This is a genomic window from Nocardiopsis mangrovi (assembly GCF_042653925.1).
Taxonomy (GTDB): Bacteria; Actinomycetota; Actinomycetes; order Streptosporangiales; family Streptosporangiaceae; genus Nocardiopsis_B; species Nocardiopsis_B mangrovi.
The window spans coordinates 1-20,237 of record NZ_JBHSFQ010000012.1 but is presented as its reverse complement, the minus strand read 5'-3'; the positions used below and the strand labels follow the sequence as shown (position 1 = coordinate 20,237).

The 20,237-nt window shown below is 73.3% G+C and carries 22 protein-coding genes and 1 pseudogene; 10 read left to right on the top strand and 13 right to left on the bottom strand.

Annotated elements, in window-relative coordinates; genetic code table 11:
• Window positions 1-402: 402 nt before the first annotated feature.
• A complete protein-coding gene (locus tag ACFO4E_RS13930; protein ID WP_378574600.1) occupies window positions 403-699 on the bottom strand; it encodes an antibiotic biosynthesis monooxygenase family protein in 297 nt (98 codons plus the stop codon).
• A 7-nt stretch (window positions 700-706) separates the two neighbouring features.
• Window positions 707-1,732, bottom strand: a complete 1,026-nt coding sequence (locus ACFO4E_RS13925) for a LacI family DNA-binding transcriptional regulator (protein ID WP_378574598.1) — start codon at window positions 1,730-1,732, stop codon at window positions 707-709.
• A gap of 205 nt (window positions 1,733-1,937) precedes the next feature.
• Here ACFO4E_RS13925 and ACFO4E_RS13920 point away from each other — a divergent pair, with 205 nt between their 5' ends.
• The 6 genes from ACFO4E_RS13920 to ACFO4E_RS13895 are packed head-to-tail and all read left to right on the top strand — an operon-like array spanning window position 1,938 to window position 8,323.
• A complete protein-coding gene (locus ACFO4E_RS13920) occupies window positions 1,938-2,741 on the top strand; it encodes an ABC transporter permease (protein WP_378574596.1) in 804 nt (267 codons plus the stop codon).
• The gene (locus ACFO4E_RS13915; protein WP_378574594.1) at window positions 2,738-3,526 is read left to right on the top strand and encodes an ABC transporter permease; all 789 of its coding nucleotides are present in this window, start codon (window positions 2,738-2,740) and stop codon (window positions 3,524-3,526) included. The genes ACFO4E_RS13920 and ACFO4E_RS13915 overlap by 4 nt, the downstream gene beginning before the upstream one ends.
• Before the next feature lie 34 nt (window positions 3,527-3,560).
• Window positions 3,561-4,592 carry an ABC transporter ATP-binding protein gene (locus ACFO4E_RS13910; RefSeq protein WP_378574592.1) on the top strand — a complete coding sequence of 344 codons (1,032 nt, stop codon included), beginning with the start codon at window positions 3,561-3,563 and terminating at the stop codon, window positions 4,590-4,592.
• On the top strand, window positions 4,589-5,635 hold the full coding sequence (locus ACFO4E_RS13905) for an ABC transporter substrate-binding protein (RefSeq protein ID WP_378574590.1): 1,047 nt from the start codon (window positions 4,589-4,591) through the stop codon (window positions 5,633-5,635). The genes ACFO4E_RS13910 and ACFO4E_RS13905 overlap by 4 nt, the downstream gene beginning before the upstream one ends.
• Entirely contained in the window at window positions 5,632-6,570 is a 939-nt protein-coding gene (locus ACFO4E_RS13900) for a nucleoside hydrolase (RefSeq protein WP_378574588.1), read from the top strand. Before ACFO4E_RS13905 ends, ACFO4E_RS13900 begins: the two co-directional genes overlap by 4 nt.
• A 49-nt stretch (window positions 6,571-6,619) precedes the next feature.
• A complete protein-coding gene (locus ACFO4E_RS13895) occupies window positions 6,620-8,323 on the top strand; it encodes an adenine deaminase C-terminal domain-containing protein (protein ID WP_378574586.1) in 1,704 nt (567 codons plus the stop codon).
• A gap of 100 nt (window positions 8,324-8,423) precedes the next feature.
• Here ACFO4E_RS13895 and ACFO4E_RS13890 read toward each other — a convergent pair whose 3' ends face one another.
• A complete protein-coding gene (locus ACFO4E_RS13890; RefSeq protein WP_378574584.1) occupies window positions 8,424-9,485 on the bottom strand; it encodes an amidohydrolase family protein in 1,062 nt (353 codons plus the stop codon).
• 245 nt (window positions 9,486-9,730) lie between these two features.
• On the opposite strand from ACFO4E_RS13890, the gene ACFO4E_RS13885 reads away from it, so the two are divergent.
• Window positions 9,731-10,120 carry a VOC family protein gene (locus ACFO4E_RS13885; RefSeq protein WP_378574582.1) on the top strand — a complete coding sequence of 130 codons (390 nt, stop codon included), beginning with the start codon at window positions 9,731-9,733 and terminating at the stop codon, window positions 10,118-10,120.
• 58 nt (window positions 10,121-10,178) lie between these two features.
• Here ACFO4E_RS13885 and ACFO4E_RS13880 read toward each other — a convergent pair whose 3' ends face one another.
• Both ACFO4E_RS13880 and ACFO4E_RS13875 read right to left on the bottom strand, forming a co-directional pair.
• On the bottom strand, window positions 10,179-10,466 hold the full coding sequence (locus tag ACFO4E_RS13880) for a hypothetical protein (RefSeq protein WP_378574580.1): 288 nt from the start codon (window positions 10,464-10,466) through the stop codon (window positions 10,179-10,181).
• 286 nt (window positions 10,467-10,752) lie between these two features.
• Window positions 10,753-11,649 (bottom strand): DMT family transporter, encoded by an 897-nt coding sequence (locus tag ACFO4E_RS13875; protein WP_378574578.1) that lies wholly within the window; start codon window positions 11,647-11,649, stop codon window positions 10,753-10,755.
• A gap of 270 nt (window positions 11,650-11,919) precedes the next feature.
• On the opposite strand from ACFO4E_RS13875, the gene rnhA reads away from it, so the two are divergent.
• Window positions 11,920-12,399, top strand: a complete 480-nt coding sequence (gene rnhA / locus ACFO4E_RS13870; protein WP_378574576.1) for a ribonuclease HI — start codon at window positions 11,920-11,922, stop codon at window positions 12,397-12,399.
• 374 nt (window positions 12,400-12,773) lie between these two features.
• Here the strand turns inward: rnhA and ACFO4E_RS13865 are convergent, their stop codons facing one another.
• The 5 genes from ACFO4E_RS13865 to ACFO4E_RS13845 all read right to left on the bottom strand — a co-directional run bounded on the left by ACFO4E_RS13865 (window position 12,774) and on the right by ACFO4E_RS13845 (window position 16,707).
• Complete coding sequence (locus ACFO4E_RS13865) at window positions 12,774-13,181, bottom strand: PPOX class F420-dependent oxidoreductase (protein ID WP_378574574.1); 408 nt, start codon at window positions 13,179-13,181, stop codon at window positions 12,774-12,776.
• 242 nt (window positions 13,182-13,423) lie between these two features.
• Window positions 13,424-14,419 carry a terpene synthase family protein gene (locus ACFO4E_RS13860; RefSeq protein ID WP_378574572.1) on the bottom strand — a complete coding sequence of 332 codons (996 nt, stop codon included), beginning with the start codon at window positions 14,417-14,419 and terminating at the stop codon, window positions 13,424-13,426.
• 229 nt (window positions 14,420-14,648) lie between these two features.
• Window positions 14,649-15,014, bottom strand: coding sequence for a hypothetical protein (locus tag ACFO4E_RS13855; protein WP_378574570.1), 366 nt, complete (start codon window positions 15,012-15,014; stop codon window positions 14,649-14,651).
• Between the two features lie 24 nt (window positions 15,015-15,038).
• Window positions 15,039-15,464 carry a hypothetical protein gene (locus ACFO4E_RS13850; protein ID WP_378574569.1) on the bottom strand — a complete coding sequence of 142 codons (426 nt, stop codon included), beginning with the start codon at window positions 15,462-15,464 and terminating at the stop codon, window positions 15,039-15,041.
• Window positions 15,465-15,783: 319 nt separating this feature from the next.
• On the bottom strand, window positions 15,784-16,707 hold the full coding sequence (locus ACFO4E_RS13845; protein ID WP_378574567.1) for an alpha/beta fold hydrolase: 924 nt from the start codon (window positions 16,705-16,707) through the stop codon (window positions 15,784-15,786).
• A gap of 171 nt (window positions 16,708-16,878) precedes the next feature.
• Between ACFO4E_RS13845 and ACFO4E_RS13840 the strand changes: the two genes are divergently transcribed.
• Together ACFO4E_RS13840 and idi are read left to right on the top strand one after the other, a co-directional pair.
• Entirely contained in the window at window positions 16,879-17,406 is a 528-nt protein-coding gene (locus ACFO4E_RS13840) for a hypothetical protein (RefSeq protein WP_378574565.1), read from the top strand.
• Between the two features lie 173 nt (window positions 17,407-17,579).
• Window positions 17,580-18,146: an isopentenyl-diphosphate Delta-isomerase gene (gene idi / locus ACFO4E_RS13835; protein ID WP_378574824.1), complete on the top strand. Its 567-nt coding sequence runs from the start codon at window positions 17,580-17,582 to the stop codon at window positions 18,144-18,146.
• A 204-nt stretch (window positions 18,147-18,350) separates the two neighbouring features.
• Here idi and soxR read toward each other — a convergent pair whose 3' ends face one another.
• The 3 genes and pseudogenes from soxR to ACFO4E_RS13820 all read right to left on the bottom strand — a co-directional run.
• Complete coding sequence (gene soxR / locus ACFO4E_RS13830; protein WP_378574823.1) at window positions 18,351-18,851, bottom strand: redox-sensitive transcriptional activator SoxR; 501 nt, start codon at window positions 18,849-18,851, stop codon at window positions 18,351-18,353.
• A gap of 124 nt (window positions 18,852-18,975) precedes the next feature.
• Window positions 18,976-19,515 carry a hypothetical protein gene (locus ACFO4E_RS13825; RefSeq protein WP_378574563.1) on the bottom strand — a complete coding sequence of 180 codons (540 nt, stop codon included), beginning with the start codon at window positions 19,513-19,515 and terminating at the stop codon, window positions 18,976-18,978.
• Between the two features lie 14 nt (window positions 19,516-19,529).
• A pseudogene (locus tag ACFO4E_RS13820) lies at window positions 19,530-20,237 on the bottom strand (hypothetical protein); the annotation flags it as partial.

Genomic DNA, 20,237 nt, shown 5'->3' with positions numbered 1-20,237 from the left:
CCGCCGCGGCGGACGCCCGGATTCGGCCCGCTTCCGGGGAGGGAGGAAAGCGGGCCGAATCCGCGCGCCCCCGAGGGGAAGGCCGTCGCGGGCCGACAGCGGCGATGCGGCCACGGAACCGATTCCGTGTCCACTGCGCGCCGCCCGCGACCGGTGCGCCGGTAATCCGGCCAGGTGGCGGAGGGTCCCGCCCTCTGTCCGGCGGTAGCCGGAAGGGGGCGGGGAATGCGGGGTCCCCACGCGGGTGCCGCCGAGCTGGCGCGAGGACCCCGGATGCCAGACAAATCGATTTGCCCGCGCGTACATCCTGACACGGAGCCGTGCCCGCGGCAACGTGTGCGCCCCGGGCCCTGAGGCGGTTTCCGGTCCCGCGCCGACGGCGCCGGGGCGGACGCGACAAGGTCAGGGGGTGTCGGCCGGCGCGAAGTGCTCGACCGTGGGGAAGGGATCGTAGAAATGGTGGAGCAGGTCCCGCCACCTGCCATAGGCGGCCGATCCGCGAAAGCCCTCGGTGTGGTCGCGCAGGGTGCGCCAGCGGATCAGCAGCAGGTAGCGGTCCGGATTCTCGATGCCGCGGTGCAGCTCCAGCCCCAGGAATCCGGGCGACGCGGCGACGATCCGCCGCGCCTCGGCGAAAGCCGCCTCGAACGCGTCGTGGTGGCCGGGGCGGACGTCCAGCACCGCGGTTTCCAGGATCATGTGCGGATCACCCCTCGCGGTTGCGTTCCCCTCCGGAACCCGGGCCCCGGGCAGAACGCGGAACGGCAAGGGTGGCCGTGAGGCGGACGGCCGTGGGCAGGGTGCGGCCGGCGGGGCGGCGGCCGGCGGCGTCGCCGACCATCTCGATGAGTGCCGCCACGGCATGGCGCCCCAGGTCGGGGGCCGGCGCGTGGACGGCGGTGATGGGCTCGCCGGGCAGGTCGGCGAAGGCCATGTCGTCGGCCGCGGCGACGCTGATGTCCTGGGGGACGCGCACTCCGGAGCGGCCCAGTTCGAACATGACGCCCAGCAGCAGCAGGCTGTTGTAGGCGAGGACGGCGGTGCACCCGGTGGCCAGGAGTTCGGCGGTGGCGCGCACGCCCTCGGTGAAGGAGGGCGGGACCGGTCCGCAGATGTGCACGCGCAGCCCGGGGGCGCCGGCGTGCTCGGCGAGGGTCGCGCGGCGCCGCAGGTCCATCCACGAGCCCGGCGGGCCGGCGAGGTAGGCGACGTCGGTGTGGCCCAAGTCCACCAGGCGGTCGTAGATGCGGGCGAGGCCGCCGGGGGTGTCGACGGTGAAAGAGGTCAGGCCGGGCACCTTGCGGTTGATGACCACGACGGGCTTGCGCCGGTGCAGGTCCTTCAGCTCGGTGGCGCCGGTCACGGGGGACAGCAGGACGAACCCGTCGACCTGCTCCTCCAGGTCGCCCACCGCGGCGCGCTCGCGTTCGGCCGAGCCGCCGGTGACGGCGATGAGCAGGCGGCGCTCGCGTTCGGCGGCCAGGTCCTGGGCGGCGGCGATGCTGGCGGCGTAGAAGGGGTTCTCCAGGTCGGGGACGAGCATGGCGAAGAACCCGGTGCGCCCGGTGATGAGGGCGCGCGCGGCCGGGTTGACCCGGAACCCGAGGCCGTCGGCCGCCGCGCGGACCCGCTCCAGGGTGGCGGGAGCCACCATGCCGGGCCGGCTCAGTGCGCGGGAGACGGTCGACGCCGATACCCCGGCCTCGCGGGCCACATCCTCCAGGCGTGCCAACCCCGGCTCCTCGCTGGTCGTTTCACACGGTCGTAACCCGGGCGGGGTGGTGCGCGCCCGGGATCCGAGAGTACGCTGTTGCAATCGCTTGCAGTAGCGTTTGCAGAGATTCCCGCAGCTGAAGCGCTTATATTTCCCACTAGTCCCAGTGCCGGTTCGTCCGGACCGCAACCTTTCGGGGGTGGATGTGACCCGGCGTGGCCCCATGCTGGCACTGCTCGTGCCCGGTCTGGCCGTGCTCCTCTTCGCGTTCCTCTACCCGGTGGCCGCCACCCTGGCCGCGCCGCCCGACGGCGACCCCGCCATCGTCGCCAGAGAAACCGGAGCCCTCCTCACCGACCCCTACCTGCTGCCCGTGATCGCCCGCACGATCCGGGTGGCCGTCCTCACCACCGCGATCTGCCTGGTCCTCGGGTTCCCGGTGGCGTACCTGATCTCCCGGGCACCGGCCCGCTGGGCGGGCAAGCTGCTCGCCCTGGCGGTCTTCCCGCTGATGCTCAACACCGTCGTGCGCACCTACGGCTGGATCGTGGTCCTCGGCGGCAACGGCCTCATCAGCCAGGTCAGCGCCGCCCTGGGCCTGGGGCGCGTGCAGCTGCTCTACACCGAGACCGCGATCGTGCTCGGCCTGGTGCAGCTGTTCCTGCCGCTGCTGATCCTGTCGGCCTACTCCAGCCTCTCCCAGCAGGACCCCCGGCTGGAGGAGGCCGCCCGCGGGCTCGGCGCCTCACCCGGGCGCGCCTTCCGCCAAGTCGTCTTCCCGCTGGCGCTGCCCGGCACCCTGGTGGGCTGCACCCTCGTCTTCGCCGGGGCGGTCACCGCCTTCACCACCCCGCAACTGCTGGGCGGCTCCCGCGAGCGCCTGCTGTCCACCCTGCTCTACAGCCGGGTCAACGTCAGCCTGGACTGGCCCGCCGCCAGCGCCGTCGCGCTGGTCATGACCGTCCTGGTCCTGGCCGTCACCGCGCTGTCGGGCCGGCTGGGCAAGATCGGGAGCACCACGTCATGATCCTGCGCCGCCCCATCCTCAGCCTGCTGACCGCGATCGCGTTCACCCTCATGCTGGGCCCCGTGGTGATCCTGCTCGGCGTCGCCTTCACCGCCGGCAGCACCCTGGCGTTCCCGCCCCAGGGGCTGTCCCTGCGCTGGTTCGCCGCCGCGCTGGAGTACCGGCCGTTCATCGACGCCTTCGCCACCAGCCTCACCGTGGCCCTGGCCTCGACCGTGCTGGCGCTGGCCCTGGGCATCCCGGCGGCCCTCGCCCTCCAGCGCGGAACGCTCCCCGGGCGCCGCACGGTCGAGGCCCTGTTCTTCACCCCGATCATCGTGCCCGAACTGGTCCTGGGCCTGGCCCTGTTCCAGCAGGTCATGGTCGGCCTGCACATCACCGCACTGGGCACCCTGGTCATCGGGCACACCGTCCTGCTGCTGCCCTACGCCGTGCGCGTCGTGGGGGCCTCGCTCGCCCTGGCCGATCCCCGCCTGGAGGAGGCCGCCCGCGGGCTGGGCGCCGGCCCAGTGCGCACCTTCTTCACGGTGACGCTGCCGGTCATGCGCCCCGGCATCATCTCGGCCACCATCCTGGCCTTCATCACCTCGCTCAACAACGTGCCGCTGTCGCTGCTGCTGACCGGCCCCGGCGTCGCGACGCTGCCCGTGGAGATGCTCAACTACGTGCAGTCCTCGTTCGACCCCGTGGTCGCCGCCGTCAGCGTGATCCTGCTGGTGCTCAGCGTCGCGGTGGCCTTCGCCACCGAGCGCCTGGCCGGCTTCACCAAGGTCTTCGGCCGGTAGCGGCTGAGTTTCGGCCGATAAGGAGACTCCCGACATGACACCCGTAGTCCGGCTCGACGGCGTGAGCCACCGCTTCGGCGGCCCCGAATCCGCAGCCGCCGTGGCCGACCTCGACCTGGACGTGCCCCGCGGCAAGTTCACCACCCTGCTCGGCCCCAGCGGCTGCGGCAAGACCACCACCCTGCGCATGATCGCCGGGTTCCTGCGGCCCACCGCGGGGCGCATCCTGCTCGAAGGCGAGGACGCCACCGCCACCCCGCCCGAGAAGCGCAACCTCGGGACTGTGCACCAGAGCTACGCGCTCTTCCCGCACATGTCGCTCACCGACAACGTCGCCTTCGGGCTGCGCAGCCGGCGGCTGCCCGCCGACGAGGTGCGCCGCCGCGCCGGCGAGGCGCTCGAACTGGTGGGCCTCTCCCACGCCGCGGCCCGCAAGCCCGGCGAGCTCTCGGGCGGCCAGCAGCAGCGCGTCGCCCTCGCCCGCGCGGTCGCGATCCGCCCCTCGGTGCTGCTGCTCGACGAGCCGCTGTCCAACCTCGACGCCCGGCTGCGCGTGCAGATGCGCCGCGAACTGCTGCGCGTCCAGCGCGAGACCGGCCTGACCGCCATCCTCGTCACCCACGACCAGGACGAGGCGCTGGAGCTGTCGGACTCCATGGTCATCCTCAACGGGGGCCGCCTGGAGCAGGAGGGCGACCCCCGGGAGATCTTCCCCGCGCCCGCCAACCGGTTCGTCGCCGAGTTCCTGGGCTACGACAACTTCCCCGACCTGCCCGGCACCGGCCCGGTGACCATCCGCCCCGAGCACGTGCGGCTCCTGCCGCCGGACCGCGGCGAGGGCGACGACGCCGTGGGCCTGGACGCCACCGTCACCGGCGTCACCTACCAGGGCAGCCACTGCCTGGTCGAGGTCGCCACCGGTGAGGGCCCCGGCGCCACCCTGCGCAGCGTCCACCCCGACGACGACCTGCGCCCCGGCGACCGCGTCCGCGTGGCGCTGCCGCGCCACCGCCTGGTGCACCTGGCCCCCTCCGAGGCGCAGGCCGGCTCAGGGGAGGAGCGGTGAGGCGCGGCCTGCCCGCGGCGGCCGGGGCGCTGGCCGCCGCGCTCGCGCTCACCTCGTGCGCCGCCACCCGCGAGAACGATACCGACACCCTGGTCGTCAGCACCTTCGCCTTCGCCACCGAGGAGTTCATGCAGGTCGTCGGCGAGCCCTTCGAGGAGCGGACCGGCATCGAGGTCGTCCTGGACACCGGGACCAACTCCGGGCGCCTCACCAAGCTGCGCATCAACAAGGACCGGCCCGACACCGACGTCGTGCTCATCTCCGACTACTACGCCGAGATCGGCCGCGAGATGGAGCTCTTCGACACCGTCGACCCCGCCGCGGTCCCCGCCATGGCCGACATCCAGCCCTGGGCGGTCGACCCCGACGGCTACGGCCCCGCCTACACCTTCCAGCTGCTGGGCCTGATGTACCGGACCGACATGGTGGAGGAGCCGCCCACCTCCTGGGACCCGCTGTGGGACCCCGAGCACCCGGGCGGCTTCGCGCTGCCCGATATCTCGGTGTCGGCCGGCCCCATGTTCGTCCTGGCCGCCGGCGAGGCCTACGGGTCGGGGCCCACCGACGCCGACACCGGGTTCGAGCGGCTGTCGCGCATCGGCCCCGACGCGCTCCAGTTCTACACCGGCTCCACCGAGCTGACCAGCCTGCTGGAGCGCGGCGAGGTCGCCATGGCCCCCGGCCTGGACAACTTCGCCATGAGCTCGGTGGAGGCCGGGCAGCCCATCGGGTTCGCCGTCCCCGAGGAGGGGAGGGTGATGACCGCCAACACCGCCCAGATCGTCGCCGGGGCGCCCAACAAGGACGGCGCCGAGCAGTTCATCCAGTTCCTGCTGGAGCCCGAGGTGCAGTCGGAGATCGCCGAGGTCATCTACGACAAGCCCGTCCACCCCGACGCGGAGGTGACCGACCTGATGACCGAGGTCGCCGGCCCAGCCGCCGAGGACCCCGCCGCGGGCGGGTACCACCAGGGCGACCTGGCCCTCATCGCCGAGCAGCGCTCCGCCTGGCTGGACCGCTACATCGAGGAGGTCGCCCGGTGAGCCTGCCGGTCGTCATCGACTGCGACCCCGGCGTGGACGACGCCATCGCGCTGCTGCTGGCGCTCGCCTCTCCGGAGATCGAGGTGCGCGGGGTGACCACCGTCGCGGGCAACGCCTCGCTGGCCGACGTCACCCGCAACGCCGGGCACGTCCTCGACCTGGGGGGCGCCCCCGCCGGCCTGCCGCTGGTGGCCGGGCTGGCGGGGCCCATCGCGCGGACGGCGCGCATCGCCGACGAGCCCATCCACGGCGACGGCGGCCTGGGCGGGCCGGCACCCGCCGCCCCGCCCCGCGCCCCCGCTGCGGGGCACGCCGTCGACTTCCTGGCCGGCCAGGCCCTGGCCGCGCCGGGGGAGGTCACCGTGGTGGCCATCGGCCCGCTGTCCAATGTCGCCGCGATGCTCGCCCGCCACCCCCAGGCCGGGCCGGCGCTGCGCGAGATCGTGGTGATGGGCGGGGCCGCGTTCGCCCAGGGCAACATCACCCCCGCCGCCGAGTACAACTTCTACGCCGACCCCGAGGCCGCCCGCCGCGTCCTGGAATCGGGGGTGCCGGTGCGCGTGGTGGGGCTGGACGTGACCCGCTCCGCTCTGTTCCCCCTCCAGGCCGCCGAGCACCTGGCGCGGCTGCCGGGGGCGGCGGGGGCCGCCGGGGGACTGCTGTGCGGGTTCGTCGAGCGCTACCGGGAGCGCTTCGGCGTCGCGGCGGTGCCCGTGCACGACGCCTTGGCCGTCGCCGGCCTCGTCGACCCCGGCCTGCTGGACTACGGCCACGGCAGCGCGACCGTGGAGTGCGCCGGCGAGGTCACCCGCGGGGCGCTCGTCGCCGACCTGCGCACCCCCGGACGGTCCCGCACCGCCCACATCGCGCTCACCGTGGACGCCGACCGGTTCACCGCCCTGCTCACCGAACGCCTGGCCCGCCACACGGGCTGAGGCGTCCGCCGCTCCCGCCTTTTCGACGCCCCCGTTCCAGGAAGGGACCATGTCCGAGCCCAAGACCGCCGACCTGCTGATCCGGGGCGCGAACGTCCTGTCGGTGCAGACCGGGGAGGTGTGGCCGGCCGACGTCGCCGTCGAGGGCGAGGCGATCCGCGCCGTCGCCCCGCCGGGGGCCGGCCCCCGGGCGCGCGAGGTGGTGGAGGCCGACGGCCTGATCGTCGCGCCCGGCTACATCGACGCGCACATGCACATCGAGAGCTCCCTGCTGGCACCCGCCGAGTTCGCCCGCATCACCCTGCCGCGCGGCACCACCACGGTCCTGGCCGACGCCCACGAGATCGTCAACGTCGCCGGGCGCGACGGCCAGGCGTGGATGATCGAGCAGGGACGCGGCACCGGGCAGACGATGTGCTGGGCGGTGCCCTCCTGCGTTCCCGCGCTCGACGGGTTCGAGACCGCCGGGGCCCGCCTGGACGCCGCCGACATCGAGGAGATGCTCGGGTGGGAGGGGGTGACCACGCTCGGGGAGGTCATGGACTACCGGGCGGTGGTCTCCGGCGACCCGCGCATGCGCGCCATCGTCGAGGCGGCCCGGCGCCGCGGGGTCCGCCTCGACGGGCACTGCCCCGACCTGTCGGGCGCCGACCTGGGCGAGTACCTGTGGGCGGGCATCGACTCCGACCACTGCAAGAACCGCCCCGAGGTCGCGGTCGAGAAGGCGCGGCTGGGCATGCTGCTGATGCTCCAGGAGAAGTGCCTCACGCCCGACGTGGTCGACGCGCTGCTGGGCCTGCCGCACCTGCCCGACCTGTGCCTGGTCACCGACGACATCGCGGCCGACGCCATCCTGCGCAGCGGCCACCTGGACCGCGTCGGGTCGGTCGCCCTGGAACGGGGGCTGCCGCCCCTGGCGGTGCTGCGCGCCATGACCGTCCACCCCGCGCGCCGCCTGGGCCTGCACGACCGCGGGGTGGTCAGCCCCGGCAAGCGCGCCGACCTGGTGCTGCTGCGCTCCCTCACCGACCTGGAGCCCGAGGCGGTCATCGCCGGGGGCGCGGTCGTGGGCCGCGGCGGGCGCCCGCTCGCCGGCCCCGGCTCAGCTCCGCCCAACCCCTTCGCCGATTCGGTGCGGGTGGCGGCCCCGGCCCCGGAGGACGTGCTCTGGCGGGTCGACCTGCCCGACGGCGAGCACACGTTCCGCGCCATCGAGGTCAACCCGGTGGACACCTCGACCCGGCCCGGCGAGGTGCGGCTGCCGGTGCGCGACGGAGTCGTGCGGTGGGAGGGCCGCACCGCGATCGTGGCGGTCTTCGAGCGCCACACCGGTGCCGCCACGATGGCCGCGGCCCCGGTGGCCGGCCACGACCTCTACACCGGGGCGTTCGCCACCACCTACTCCCACGACAGCCACAACCTGACCGTGGTCGCCACGACGGCGGACGCCCTGCACCGCGCGGCCGGCGAGGTCGTGGCCGCCGGCGGCGGGATGTGCGCGGTCGTGGGCGACGCCGAGCCCGTGACGCTGCCGCTGCCGATCGGCGGCGTGATGTCGGAGCGCCCGGCGCCCGAGGTCGCCGAGGCGTCGGGGCGGGTGCGCGACGCCGTGCACGCGTGGGGGTGGCGCAACCGCAACGCCTTCATGAGCCTGTCGACGCTCACCCTCGCGGTGTCGCCCAGCGTCAAGATCACCGACCGCGGCCTGGTCCGTGTCGTCGACCGCGCCTGGGAGCCCGCCACCGTGGACTGACGCGGTGCCGGCGCCCGCTCCGCCGAGAGAGGGGCGGGCGCCGGCTTCGGGGGTGACGGCGCGGGCGCGCCCCGCCACCGGCCGCCGCGCGGCCGGTGGCTCAGAGCCCGAACAGCCGTGCCGCGTTGTCGTGGCAGACCGCGCGCAGCCAGGACGCGCCCAGTCCGGTGGCCTCCAGCGCCCGGAGCGCCTCGATGTAGGGGTAGGGGATGTTGGGGAAGTCGGTCCCCAGCAGGACGCGGTCCTGGAGGCCGGCGAGCCGGGGCAGGGCGTCGGGCGGGAACGGTGCCATGGCCTGGGTGAACGCGGTGAACGCCATGGTGGTGTCCAGCATGGTGCGCTCGTGGCGCTCGGCCAGGTCGAGGAACTCGGTGTACTCCGGCATGCCCAGGTGGGCGATCACCAGCCGCAGCCGGGGGTGGCGGGCCAGCAGCCGGGCGATGGGTGCCGGCCCCGTGTGGGCGCCGGGGACCGGTCCCGACCCGCAGTGGACCACGATCGGCGCCCCCGCGTCGGCGAGCGCGCCCCAGACGCCGTCCAGGACCGGGTCGTTGGGGTCGAACCCGCCGACCTGGAGGTGGCACTTGAACACCCGCGCGCCTTGGCCGAGGGCGCGGTGCACGTCGCCGGGTGCGCTTGGCTCGGCGAAGAACGTCGCCGTGTGCAGGCAGCCGGGGGTGCGCGCGGCGAAGTCCGCGGCCCAGTCGTTGAGCCAGCGCGCCATGCCGGGCCGGTGGGGGTAGAGCATCGAGGTGAACGCGCGCACGCCGAAGCCGCGCAGGATCTCCAGCCGCCGCCGCTCCTCGTGGCGGTAGGTGATCGGCCACGAGCGGGCCACCAGGGGGCCGGCGGCGTCGAAGTAGGCCCAGACCTTGGACAGCACCCGCTCGGGCATGAAGTGGGTGTGCACGTCGATCAGGTGCTCCAGGCCCAGCGCCGCCCGGAACGCGGCCACCTCGGCCCGCTCGTCCACCGGAGCGGCGGGCCGGGTGTCGGCCGCTTCGCCGGCCGGAGAGGCGGACCGCGCGCCGGGCGCCGCGGGCTCGGCGCCGTCGGCGCCGGCGGACTCGGGACCGTCGGGCACGGGGGCGGCTGCCACAGGGGCGGCGGGTCCGGCCGCTACGTGCCCGGGCTCGGCGGAATCGGGGCGCGTGCCGGGCATGAGTGCCTCCGGTTCATCGGGTGCGCCGCGTCGCTCCGCGCGGCCTCGGGGCGCCCCGCCGCACAGCGGTGGCGACCAGCCTCGCACGGCGGCGGCCCGCGGTCCGTCGCGGGTCCCCCCGGATCCGCGGGGCGTCGGGGGCCGCGGGTATCGCGTACCGCATGGCGGGCCGGAATTGGCGCGGACGTGCCCGGCGGCGGCGAAACACCGGGCCGCCCGGGACGCCCTGGTCTAGGGTCGGTTCCATGGTCGACGTCCTGAGCAGCCGGATCCTCATCCGCCCCACCGACCCCGAGGCCAGCCGCACGTTCTACCGCGACGCGCTGGGGCTGTCGGTCTTCCGCGAGTTCGGCACCGGGCCCGAGCGGGGGACCGTGTTCTTCCTCGGCGGCGGTTTCCTGGAGCTGTCGGGGCGCGCGGAACGCGCCCCCGACCCCCACGCCGCGCGCCTGTGGCTCCAAGTGCCCGACGCCGAGGTCGCCCACCGCGACCTGGCCGCGCGAGGGGTCACCATCCTGCGCGCGCCCGAGCGCGAGCCGTGGGGACTGATCGAGATGTGGATCGCCGACCCCGATGGCCTGAAGATCTGCGTGGTCGAAGTGCCGGCGGACCACCCCATGCGCCACCGGCCCTGACCCCCATCCGTCGACAGCCGGGCATCGGCCGTGCCTGCGGGTTCACGGCCGCCGGGCCTCATCCCAGGGTGAGCTGCCCGTCGGGGACGTCCCCGGCCGATCCGGTCAGGCGCCGCCGGCACCGGCGGCAGGTGACGGGCGCGGTGGTCGGGTGCAGCCGCAGCGGGTCGGCGGTGGCATGGCACTCCACGGCGGGGACCCGCACCCCCACCCAGGTCTGCTCGGTGACGGCGTGCACGACCCGGCCGCCGCTGATCACGGCGTTGGCCCCGGCGAGCTCGGCCCGGCGACGCTCGAGGACGGCCGCGAGGTGGTCGACGTCGGCGTGCGGAGGCGGGGTGTCCATGGGTCAATGATGGCGTGCCCCGCTGACATCGCGGCCCCAAGCCCGGCGCCCGGCAGGCACGGGCCGCCTCCGGTGCCGCCGGTGGTCGGGACGGGGGAGCGGGGTACCGACCGCCCACGCACGCGCCCGAGAGGGCTCTCCCCACGCCACACGGGCTCCCGGTGGAGCGCGGGGCCTGGACGCCACGCGCCCGGCCTGCGCGAGGACGTGATCCCGTTCGGTCCGGCGACCGACACGGGGGAGTCCGGGGACGAGGGCGCAGGCGCCCGCCCCGCCACCGCGGGGCTCACCGGTGCAGCGCGCCGACCGGGGTGGGTGCGGCCGGAGGGGGTGCACCGGGTGTATCCGCGGCGGTCGCGAGCAGGTGCACGCCGCGGATGGCGACCATGCCGCTGATCACCGCGACACCCACGCCCCACGATCCGCCCATGTACTCCTCGCCCATGAACCCCATGCCGATGAGCACCGCGGCGACGGGGTTGGCCAGGCTCATCGTGGCCAGCGGCGCCCCCACTGCGACCCCGCGGTAGGACGCCTGCGACAGCAGCGCGCCCGCACCGGCCAGCACGAGGGTCCCCAGCGCGGCCGGGTGCGTCAGGGCGTGGGCCGCCCCGCCCGCGGCGATCTCGTCGGTGAACGTCTTGGTCAGGGCCGAGGCGGCGCCGAAGGCGATCCCGGCGGCCACGGCGTGGACCTGGCTGCTCCAGCGCGGATGGGGGATCCGGTGGGCCGCCGCGACCAGTGCCCCCACGCTCAGCAGGACGGCCGCCAGGACGGCCGCGGTCGTCGCGGGCGACAGGGTGGAAGCGGCGCTCGTGGGGGCCACCACGAGCATGACGCTCAGCGCGATCACGGTGAGGACCGCGCCGTGCCATTCGCGCGGGGTCACCGGGCGCGCGGCCCAGCGCGCGGCCCACGGCAGCGCGAACACCAGCGCCAGTGTGCCCAACGGCTGCACAACGGTCAGCGTCCCGAAGGCCAGGGCCGCCACGTGCAGGAGCGCGCCCGTGGAGTTCAGCGCCACGGCGGTCCACCACAGGCGGTGGCGCATGAGGGCGCCCAGCGCGCGCCGGTCGAAGGGGCCGCCGATCCGGTCGGCGAGCCGCCGCTGGGCGACGGCTCCCGCTCCGTAGCACAGCGCCGAGACGACCGAGAGCAGGACCGCGGTCCAGAATCCGCTCACCCCGCCGCCCTGAAGACGCGCGCGGGGCGGCGGTGCCGTGCGGCGGGCGGATGGGGGTGTCGGCCGGTGCGCCGCGGCGGCGCCGTGGTGTGCATGACTCCACCATGACGGCGCGTCCACCGTCTGTCATCGGCCTTGCAGCGTAGCGGGGCCTACGTCCCGAGGCGTACACGTTCCCCGTGCGTCCCGGCCGTCTCGACCGGGGCGCCGACCCGCCGGGCCGAGGGCGCGATTGGGTCCCCGCTCGCCCGTCCCGGTAGATTGCCCCGCGTGCTGACCAACCGAGAACCGGAACCGGACGGCGACGCCGTGGAGATCTACACCGACGGGGCCTGCGCCAAGAACCCCGGCCCCGGGGGCTGGGGGGTGGTGCTGCGCTACGGGCGCCACGAGAAGGAGCTGTACGGCAGCGATCCCGAGACCACCAACAACCGCATGGAGCTGATGGCGGCGATCATGGCGCTGGAGAGCCTCAAGCGCCCGCTGCCGGTCCACCTGCACACCGACAGCACCTACGTGCGCGACGGCATCACCAAGTGGATCCACGGCTGGAAGCGCAAGGGCTGGGTCACCGCCGGGAAGCAGCCGGTGAAGAACGCCGACCTCTGGCAGCGCCTGGACGCCGCCGCCCAGAGCCACGACATCGAATGGCGCTGGGTCCGGGGCCACAACGGCGACCCGGGCAACGAGCGCGCCGACGCCCTGGCCTGCCGAGGCAGAGACGAGGCCCGCAGCCCCGCCCCGGCCTGACCGTCGTGTCCCAGCGGGCCGCCACACGTCCCGGGCTCACCCCTGGGGCCGCACCGGCCGCGAAGCCGTGGCCGACGGTCCCTCAGCGGGACGCGCGCAGGGAAGCGTCCAAGCCGGCCATGAGTTCGGCGACACGGCTCCTGCCGGCCGGTGCGGGCGGATACCGGTGGAGGACATCGATCAGGACCGGCGTGGCTCGTCCCCGGGCCTGCTCGATCACCGCGATTCCGGCGGCCGGATCACCCCCGGCGTTCAACTCGGCCACGCGCGCCGCACACGCGGCCGCGCGCAGGATGTGGCCCACCTGGGTGGCTTTCGCGATCGGATGCAGGTAAGCGGCGGACGCGGCGTCGCCGGCGGCGCGGGCGCTCGGCTCAGAGCCGGCCGACGATCCTGGTCGGGGTGACGCGGACGATGATGCGCTCCCCGTCCTCCCCCGAGGCCGGGTTGAACGTGGCGTAGTTCTGGCCCGTGTACTTCAGGGACAACTCGTCCGGCAACTCGTCGGCGGGGTCGGGGGTGACCGTCGCGGTGCCGCGGATCTCGGCGTAGGCGTACGGGGTTTCGGGCGGGTTGATCATCACGGTGACGCGCGGGTCGCGGGCGATGTTCTTCCCCTGCCTGCGGTCCACCGTGGTGGAGAACAGCAGGTCGTCGCCGTCGCGCTTGATCCAGACGACGGTCAGGTGCGGGTGCCCGCCGGGCGCCACCGTCGCCACGGTCGCGAAGGCCCGGGAGTCGTCGAGGTACTTCTTCAGTCCGTCGGAGAACTCGGCTGCCACGGTCGACGTCCTTTGCATGAGGGGACCCGGTGCTCCCGAGGAGCGTGAGGGTTCCAACCGCGGCGCGGCCCCGGAAATTCCGGTGAGGCGGGGCGTACGGCGCCCGGCGGCGGGGCGTGAAGTCGAGGAGGGCGGGCACGCTCGCGGGTATCCCGCCGCTCGACCCGACGCCGGCGCCCACGGGGCGATCCAGGTCCGCCGCGCCGTCGAGCGCCTTGCGGAGCCCGGTAGCCACCGGCCTCTCAGCGGTCGGTCGTGAGGTCTTCGAGATGGGCGAGCGCGACGTCCGTGCCGACGAGGTCGTAGCGCGCCGTGGTGTCGCCCCAGGCGTTGTAGCCGGCCATACCGGCCTTGAGGCCGGCGATGTAGTGCTCGGCGATCCGTGGGTAGCCCGGGTCGGGGAACGCGCCGACCACGGCGGGGATCTGCTGTTCGAGCTCGCGGAACCGGTCCATCATCCGGTCGGCGCGCTGCCGCACGAGTGCCGTCGCCTCCGGCAGCGAGCAGTCCTCCCGGCGGCGGGTCACAGCGATCATGTTGTTGACCTCGCCGTGGGCGGCCTCTTTGTCGGCGGAGTGGAGGTCGTTGGCGTAGAGGAGCCAGTCGCAGGACAGCCGCCGCATCGCGAGCAGATGCGGGCAGTTGAACAGCGGCAGGGGGACCTCGCAGTTCCCGAAGCGCTCGATCAGGTCGGTCGAGGTCTCCGCGCCGAGCGCGAGGCGGCGGTGGGCGAGGTAGAGGTCGGCGTCGTCGAAGGCGAAGCGGTGGGATCTGGTGGCCGATTCGGTGACGTAGCCGGTGAGGTAGTCGCGCCAGTTCCGGCCGGCCCGCTGGCGCCATGCCGTCGACATCGGCGGGATGATCCGGCGCCACAGGTCGGCGAAGGCCACCGCGAGCGGGGCCGTGGAGTCGGTCGTGCCCTCGGTGAAGGTGATCGCGCACAGCGGGTCGATGACGCCGGCCGCGTCGCCGGCCGACCGGCCCAGCGCCGTGTCGAACTGGTCGTCGATGTAGAAGTAGAACGTCATCAGGTCGGTGGCCAGATCGGCGTCCTCTCCCACCGCATAGGGCCAGTACAGCGCGGCGTGCTCGTGGAACGCCGCCGCCTCCCAGTAGTCGGCCGACCGCCGGGAGGAGACCAGCCCCGTCCGGCGGGCCCAGGCGAGGCCGTGGGTGCGGGCGCGCTCCACATCCGGGCTGACGCGCGGGGGGAAGGGCGTGCTGAGTTCCGAGCGCATGGTCGATCACTCCGGGGGAGGGGGAGCGGGGATTCGGACGGCGACGGCGGCGGGATTCAGGACATCGAAACGGCTCTCCTGAACGCTTCTTCCCCGACCGGGGGCGTGCGGAACACCGGTCCGGAATCGCGTGTCAGGTGTGCTTCGCGTGCGCGCTCCGGTGTCGTCCCGGCGAGTGCCCGGCAGGCGCCGTTCCCGGCCGCCCCAGGGCGGCCGGGAACGGGCGGGGTCAGCGGGCGGCGGGGCGGGGGCCGACGCCCCGAACGACGGCGGTGAGGCCGAGCGCGACCGCGGCGGTCAGCAGGATGGCCGAGACGCTGCTGCGGATCAGGGTCACGGCCGGGAGGAGGTCCACCATCCACGGCTGGAACACGGGCGGCGGGTAGGTCGTGAGGAAGAAGCAGACCGCCCAGGCGAATTGGAAGAAGGAGACGACGACCAGCAGCAGCCCGGCGGTGCGCACGAGCCACTTGCCCTGCGGTGCGCGTCCGGCCCAGAACAGGGCGAAGACGCCGATCGCCAGGGCCGCCACGGCGAAGAAGCCCGAGCTGATCGTGCCGGCGAGCGCGTTGAAGTAAGGGGAGGAGATGTCCATGATGCTGCTCCGTTGGAGGGAGGCTCAGCCGGCGGGCGGGGGCGGTGACGAAGGTGGCGCCATCGGGCCGCGGTGCCCCGGCTGCCAGGGAACGCCGGGCGGCGGGAAGGGTCCGGCCGGGGCAGGGGCGGCCGGGCTGATCAAGGGCGCGGCGACATGTGGCCTGCGGCAGGCGGCGATGATCAGCAGCACGAACGCGACCATGAGGACGGTGGTGAGGAAGAGGCTCAGCACCATGGTCAGCAGGGGGGACCCGGGGGTGACCGAGATGAGGAACCGGATCGACAGGCCCATCTCCACCAGGGCGTACAGGAGGAACAGCACCATCGCGGTCGCGGTGAGGCCGCGCCGATCGCGGGGGACACGCGAGATGAGCGCGAGCCCGAGGGCGGCGACGACGAAGAGGGGGACGCTGGCGATCAAGCCGTAGGGGATCGATGACGACGTCATAGGTAGGCTCCGGAGCGGGGTCGATGACCGGACACTCTACGGCCACCGTCGGACGAAACGTACATCAGGTCCCTTCGGGCCCCGCCCCCGCCTCTCCCCACCCGGCCTCATTCCGTCCGCGCCGCGGGACGCGGACGGGGCGGCCGTCGTCGGGCAGGACCACGTTGCGTGGTCGGCGCGGTCCCCGGTCTCCCTCCCCGCCCGGAGCCTGGACCCGCCGGCCTCTGGGCCCTGGCCCGGGGCGTGGCCCTGGCCCCTGGCCTCCACTGAGGAACCGCGGACACCGCACATCCGTGCCCGTGCAGCGCTGACACCGGCGTCACAGGGCGGTCCGGCCACGGTCTCCGCCGACCTCGGCGGGCGCGGCGGCGAGATGGGCGTCGGCCAGGTCGCGCAGAACGGCGGCGACGATCGAGGGCGCCTCCAGCGGGGTCATATGGCCGGCGCCGGGGATCTCCACGTACCGGGCCGGGCCCGGCAGGAGCGCCGTCATCCGGTGCGCGTGCGCGATGGGGGTGAGGCGGTCCAGCGTTCCGGCGACGACCGCGGCGGGGACGTCGAGGGCGCCGACAGCGTCGTCCAGGTCGAGGCCGGCCAGGACCCGTGCCCATCGGCGGCGCGGTACCGGCGGGCAGGCGTGCACCAGCAGCGCGCACAGGCGGGCGACGTCGGCGGCCGCCCCGGGGGCCATCGTGGCGTAGCGCAGCGCCGCGCTCGTCAACGAGGTGACGGGGCCCAGGGGAAGCGCAGACCCCAGGGCCACCCGGTGGGCCAGGGCGTTCACCCGCGGGTGCCGGCCCACGCCCGGGACGACCCGGCACCCGCCGAGCAGCCCCGCGCTGCCGGTGCTGATCAGCGCGACGGCCGCGGCGCGCGCACGGAACACCGGTCGCCCGGCCGCCGCCATCAGCGCCATGGCGCCCATGCTGTGGCCGGCCAGCACGGCGCGGGCCCCGTCCGGCACGGTGGCCTCCAGGACCGCGCACAGGTCGTCGGCCAGGGCGTCGGTGCCGTAGCCGCCCCTCGGCGGGGCGTCGCTGCGGCCGTGGCCGCGCTGGTCGTAGCGGACGACGCGCAGCCCCGGCCCCAGGCGCGTGACCATCGGTGTCCAGAAGGGGACGGCGCAGGCCCAGCCGTGCGCGAGCACCAGGGTCGGCGCGGAGTCGTCGCCCTGCACGTCGACGTGGAGACGGGTCCCGTCCGCGGACACCACGCGCATCCTGCGGCGCTCGGCGACGGTCATCGGAGCCCCTGCCTTTCTTCCCGCGCCGCACGGATCCGCCGCGACCGGCGGGGGGCCGGACGGCGCCCCCGAGCCTAGTACGGCGGGTGCCGCATCGGCCGACACAGCAGGGGAACTGGGATGATCGTCATGGACGAGCCCTAGCCCGGGACCCGGACGTGAGGACTGCACATGGACACCGATACCCCCGCTCTCGCCGATGTGCTCGCGGCGGTGCCGTTGTACGCGCCCGTGGGGGAGGCGCGGCGCGGCCGGGTCAGTTCCACGACCGTGGAACCGGGCGGCGGGCCGCCCGTGAAGGTGGTGGTCGACTTCGGGTCGACACCGGAGGGGCCCGACAGCGGGCCCGACCTGGAGATCGCGACCCGTCTATGGGAGCGCGACGGCGGCCCGGGGGAACGCGATGTCCGTGCGTTCTGCGCGGAACGGGACCTCATGGAGCGGCGGATGCGCGACCCGCTCGCCGCGCGGTCCTTCGCGCTGCCCGATGACGCCGTCTGGTCCACGCGGGACATCGCCGTCGACGGGGCGGACGTGGCCTTCACCGTGCTGCGTACGTCGGCGTCCTGGGTCGCGGCCGGCTCGCTGCCCGGGGGCGTCCTCGTGCGCGTCTTCACCCCGCCGCCCGGACCGGGCCCCGAAGCGCTCCGGAGGATCACCGAGGCCGCGGAACTGGCTCCCGTCCGGGGTCGCGGGTGAATGCGGATACCTCACGAACTCTTCCGTCGTATTAAATGCGACAAGGGGCAATAAAAGCGGCTGGGAGAATTGCAATTCGGGCGGTTGTCGCACCATCGGCGCGGGTACGCACCAGGTCAGCGCCCGGGAAATCCTCCCTCTCCCGGTGGAAGGGAAAACACGAAGTGACTGAAATGGTCGTGCTCCTCGATGAAACGGGACGAGCCGTCTCATCCTCTCCGAAATCGACGGTGCATACCGACCGGACACCTTTGCATCTGGCATTCTCCTGCTACCTCTTCGACGACGAGCGCCGGATCCTGATGACACGCCGCGCCGCCCACAAGCTCACCTGGCCCCACGTGTGGACCAACAGCTGCTGCGGGCACCCGGCTCCCAACGAGCCCGTGGCCGAGGCCGTGGCCCGCCGGCTCGACCAGGAGCTGGGAACGATCGGCTCGGCACCCGAGCCCGTGCTCCCCCGCTTCCGGTACCGGGCGGTCATGGCCGACGGCATCGTCGAGAACGAGCTGTGCCCGGTTTTCCGCGCCATCGCGGACGGCCCGATCAAGCCCGACCCCAGCGAGGTCGCCGACATGCGCTGGCTGCCCTGGAGGGACGTCGCCGACGGCGTGCTCAACGGCCTCTACGACGTCTCGCCGTGGTGCAAGGAGCAGGTGGCCGAACTCGTCCTCCTCGGCGACGACCCGCTCGCCTGGCCCACCGCCTCACCGGCGGAGGTGCCGTCCTCGGTCCTCTGACCCCACCGTCCCCGGCGCCCGCGCCGGGGACGGCATCACTCACAGCGGTGGCGACCTTGCTCGTAGCGGTGGCGACCTCGCTCACAGTAGGCACGACCTCGCTCGCAACGGGGACGACTCCACTCACGGTGGAGGCGGGACGCTACTGGTCCCGCCACCATCAGCGACGCCACCACCGGTGACGCCACCGGTCCATCCACGCATTCACGCCGCGCCGTCGCAGGGGCTGCTCTCCAGGCAGTCGGTTCCGGCCGCTGGCAGCAGCCGTCGAGGGCCGGGCCCTTCCTTGGCCAGCTCGTCGTAGGGGTTGGAGAGCACGCAGAGCTCCAATGACAGGCAGCCGCAGCCGATGCAGCCCGTGAGATCGTCGCGAAGCCGCTCCAGCATCCGGATGCGCGCGTCGAGCTTGTCCCGCCACTTCTCCGAGAGCCGCGCCCAGTCCTCCCGCGTTGGCGTGCGTTCATCGGGCAGCTCCGCCAGCGCCTCGCGGATACGACTCAGCGGGATCCCCACCCGCTGCGACACCCGGATGAACGCGATCCGCCGCAGCGTGTCCCGCTGAAACCGCCGCTGGTTCCCGGCTGTCCGCCGACTGCGGATCAACCCCTCGCGCTCGTAGAAGTGCAACGCCGAGACGGCCACCCCACTACGCTCGGCGATCTGCCCGACCGTCAGCTCCTTCGACTTCCACGACACCTGCGTCATCGGCCCCACTCCGAAGATTGACCTCAATCAACCTTCAGGTTACTGGGTTGGAGGATTGGGTGCTCGACATGGTCACGATGAGGGAGCCGGTGCTGGGCAGTGCCCGTGCCATCCGCCTACGGGATCACACGCCATGCCTTCGCCGCACCGCCTGCGTGTGCCGGGCGAACTGTTCCTTCCCCAGTTGCCGAACGCCGTACTCTCGGTACAGGCGTTCCACGAGATCGTTGAGCAGCAGGTTCGGGTCTTCGCGAGTGACGTTGTCGAGCGCGCTACGCTGGAATACGCATACCGCTCCCATGAGCCGGATGAATGTGCACTCGCCTCTGCCGTGCGCCTCCGATGTCGACCGGACATGCACCGTGTCATCGATGAGGGCCAATCGGATCTGGGTGAGTGTACCCGGAAAGGAGATGGCGGACTTTCCGCTTACCGCAAGGCCTCGCAGTGCGGACTGGAGTGACATGCAAAAGTCCAGGAGTGGGGACCCGGGCCTGATGAAATTGAAGGTTCCGATTCGCATTCGTACTTCGTCGAGCAAAAATCGTTCACGCATGTCTCCTTCGGAAACCTGTGCGATGTCGTCGAAGCGGAATGGTTCCTGTTCGGCTGTGTTGTACTTGCCGTCAAGACGCGCGGATCCGATGGTCACCACGGCATTCATGCCTATACATTCTCCTAGTTGTTGTCGGGGATGTACCCGCTCGGGTAGGCGGTGCGTACCGAGCCGTCCGGGTAGAGGATGACCTCCACCTCATAAATCGGGTACCTACCTTGGGAGTCTCCTGCCCTACCCACGGGCTCGTCGAACTCTCCCACATGGATGGTTCCATCCCGGTCGTCCGTGTTCGGGACGCCCTCCGGATCCTGTGCGATGGTCTCGTTGATGAGACGTGTCCTTTCTTCCCGATTGACACTCCAGACCGTGGCATCCGGGTCCCTAAGCCGTCCATTTTCCGTGTGGCGGTCATCGATGTGCTGATTGACTTGCTCGGTGATCGTGCACCGCGGGGCCTCTGAGGTGCGGACCAGGACGTCGGTGGGACCCGTGCCGACGTAGTAAGTGTGCGGGTCGGTGACGGTGAGGTTGTGGACCTCCTGGTCGTTGGTGGCGATGTCTTGGATCGGGGCGGTGGTGCCGTCGGCGCGCGGGACGGGGGTGCCGGGGGTGAAGCTGGAGGGGCGGGTGCAGGACTGGCCGTTGTTCTGTTCGTTGTCGCGGTCGCCGTCGGTCTGCTGCTCCCCGTCGCCGTCGCTGTCGTCGTTGTCGTTGCCGTCGCGGTTGTCGCCGCCTCCGTCGGCGATGTCGGCGATGCGCTCGCCCTTCTTGGCCCAGCCGAAGTAGGGGATGAGGGCGACGAGGTTCTCGACGACGGCCTGGGAGCC

Bases quoted from the DNA above. Each gene is read 5' to 3' on its own strand.
- ACFO4E_RS13930 (WP_378574600.1), bottom strand. From the start codon at position 699: ATGATCCTGGAAACCGCGGTGCTGGACGTCCGCCCCGGCCACCACGAC.
- ACFO4E_RS13920 (WP_378574596.1), top strand. From the start codon at position 1,938: ATGCTGGCACTGCTCGTGCCCGGTCTGGCCGTGCTCCTCTTCGCGTTC.
- ACFO4E_RS13915 (WP_378574594.1), top strand. From the start codon at position 2,738: ATGATCCTGCGCCGCCCCATCCTCAGCCTGCTGACCGCGATCGCGTTC.
- ACFO4E_RS13910 (WP_378574592.1), top strand. From the start codon at position 3,561: ATGACACCCGTAGTCCGGCTCGACGGCGTGAGCCACCGCTTCGGCGGC.
- ACFO4E_RS13895 (WP_378574586.1), top strand. From the start codon at position 6,620: ATGTCCGAGCCCAAGACCGCCGACCTGCTGATCCGGGGCGCGAACGTC.
- ACFO4E_RS13890 (WP_378574584.1), bottom strand. From the start codon at position 9,485: ATGCCCGGCACGCGCCCCGATTCCGCCGAGCCCGGGCACGTAGCGGCC.
- ACFO4E_RS13885 (WP_378574582.1), top strand. From the start codon at position 9,731: ATGGTCGACGTCCTGAGCAGCCGGATCCTCATCCGCCCCACCGACCCC.
- ACFO4E_RS13880 (WP_378574580.1), bottom strand. From the start codon at position 10,466: ATGGACACCCCGCCTCCGCACGCCGACGTCGACCACCTCGCGGCCGTC.
- ACFO4E_RS13860 (WP_378574572.1), bottom strand. From the start codon at position 14,419: ATGCGCTCGGAACTCAGCACGCCCTTCCCCCCGCGCGTCAGCCCGGAT.
- ACFO4E_RS13855 (WP_378574570.1), bottom strand. From the start codon at position 15,014: ATGGACATCTCCTCCCCTTACTTCAACGCGCTCGCCGGCACGATCAGC.
- ACFO4E_RS13850 (WP_378574569.1), bottom strand. From the start codon at position 15,464: ATGACGTCGTCATCGATCCCCTACGGCTTGATCGCCAGCGTCCCCCTC.
- ACFO4E_RS13845 (WP_378574567.1), bottom strand. From the start codon at position 16,707: ATGACCGTCGCCGAGCGCCGCAGGATGCGCGTGGTGTCCGCGGACGGG.
- ACFO4E_RS13840 (WP_378574565.1), top strand. From the start codon at position 16,879: ATGGACACCGATACCCCCGCTCTCGCCGATGTGCTCGCGGCGGTGCCG.
- idi (WP_378574824.1), top strand. From the start codon at position 17,580: ATGGTCGTGCTCCTCGATGAAACGGGACGAGCCGTCTCATCCTCTCCG.
- soxR (WP_378574823.1), bottom strand. From the start codon at position 18,851: ATGACGCAGGTGTCGTGGAAGTCGAAGGAGCTGACGGTCGGGCAGATC.
- ACFO4E_RS13825 (WP_378574563.1), bottom strand. From the start codon at position 19,515: ATGAATGCCGTGGTGACCATCGGATCCGCGCGTCTTGACGGCAAGTAC.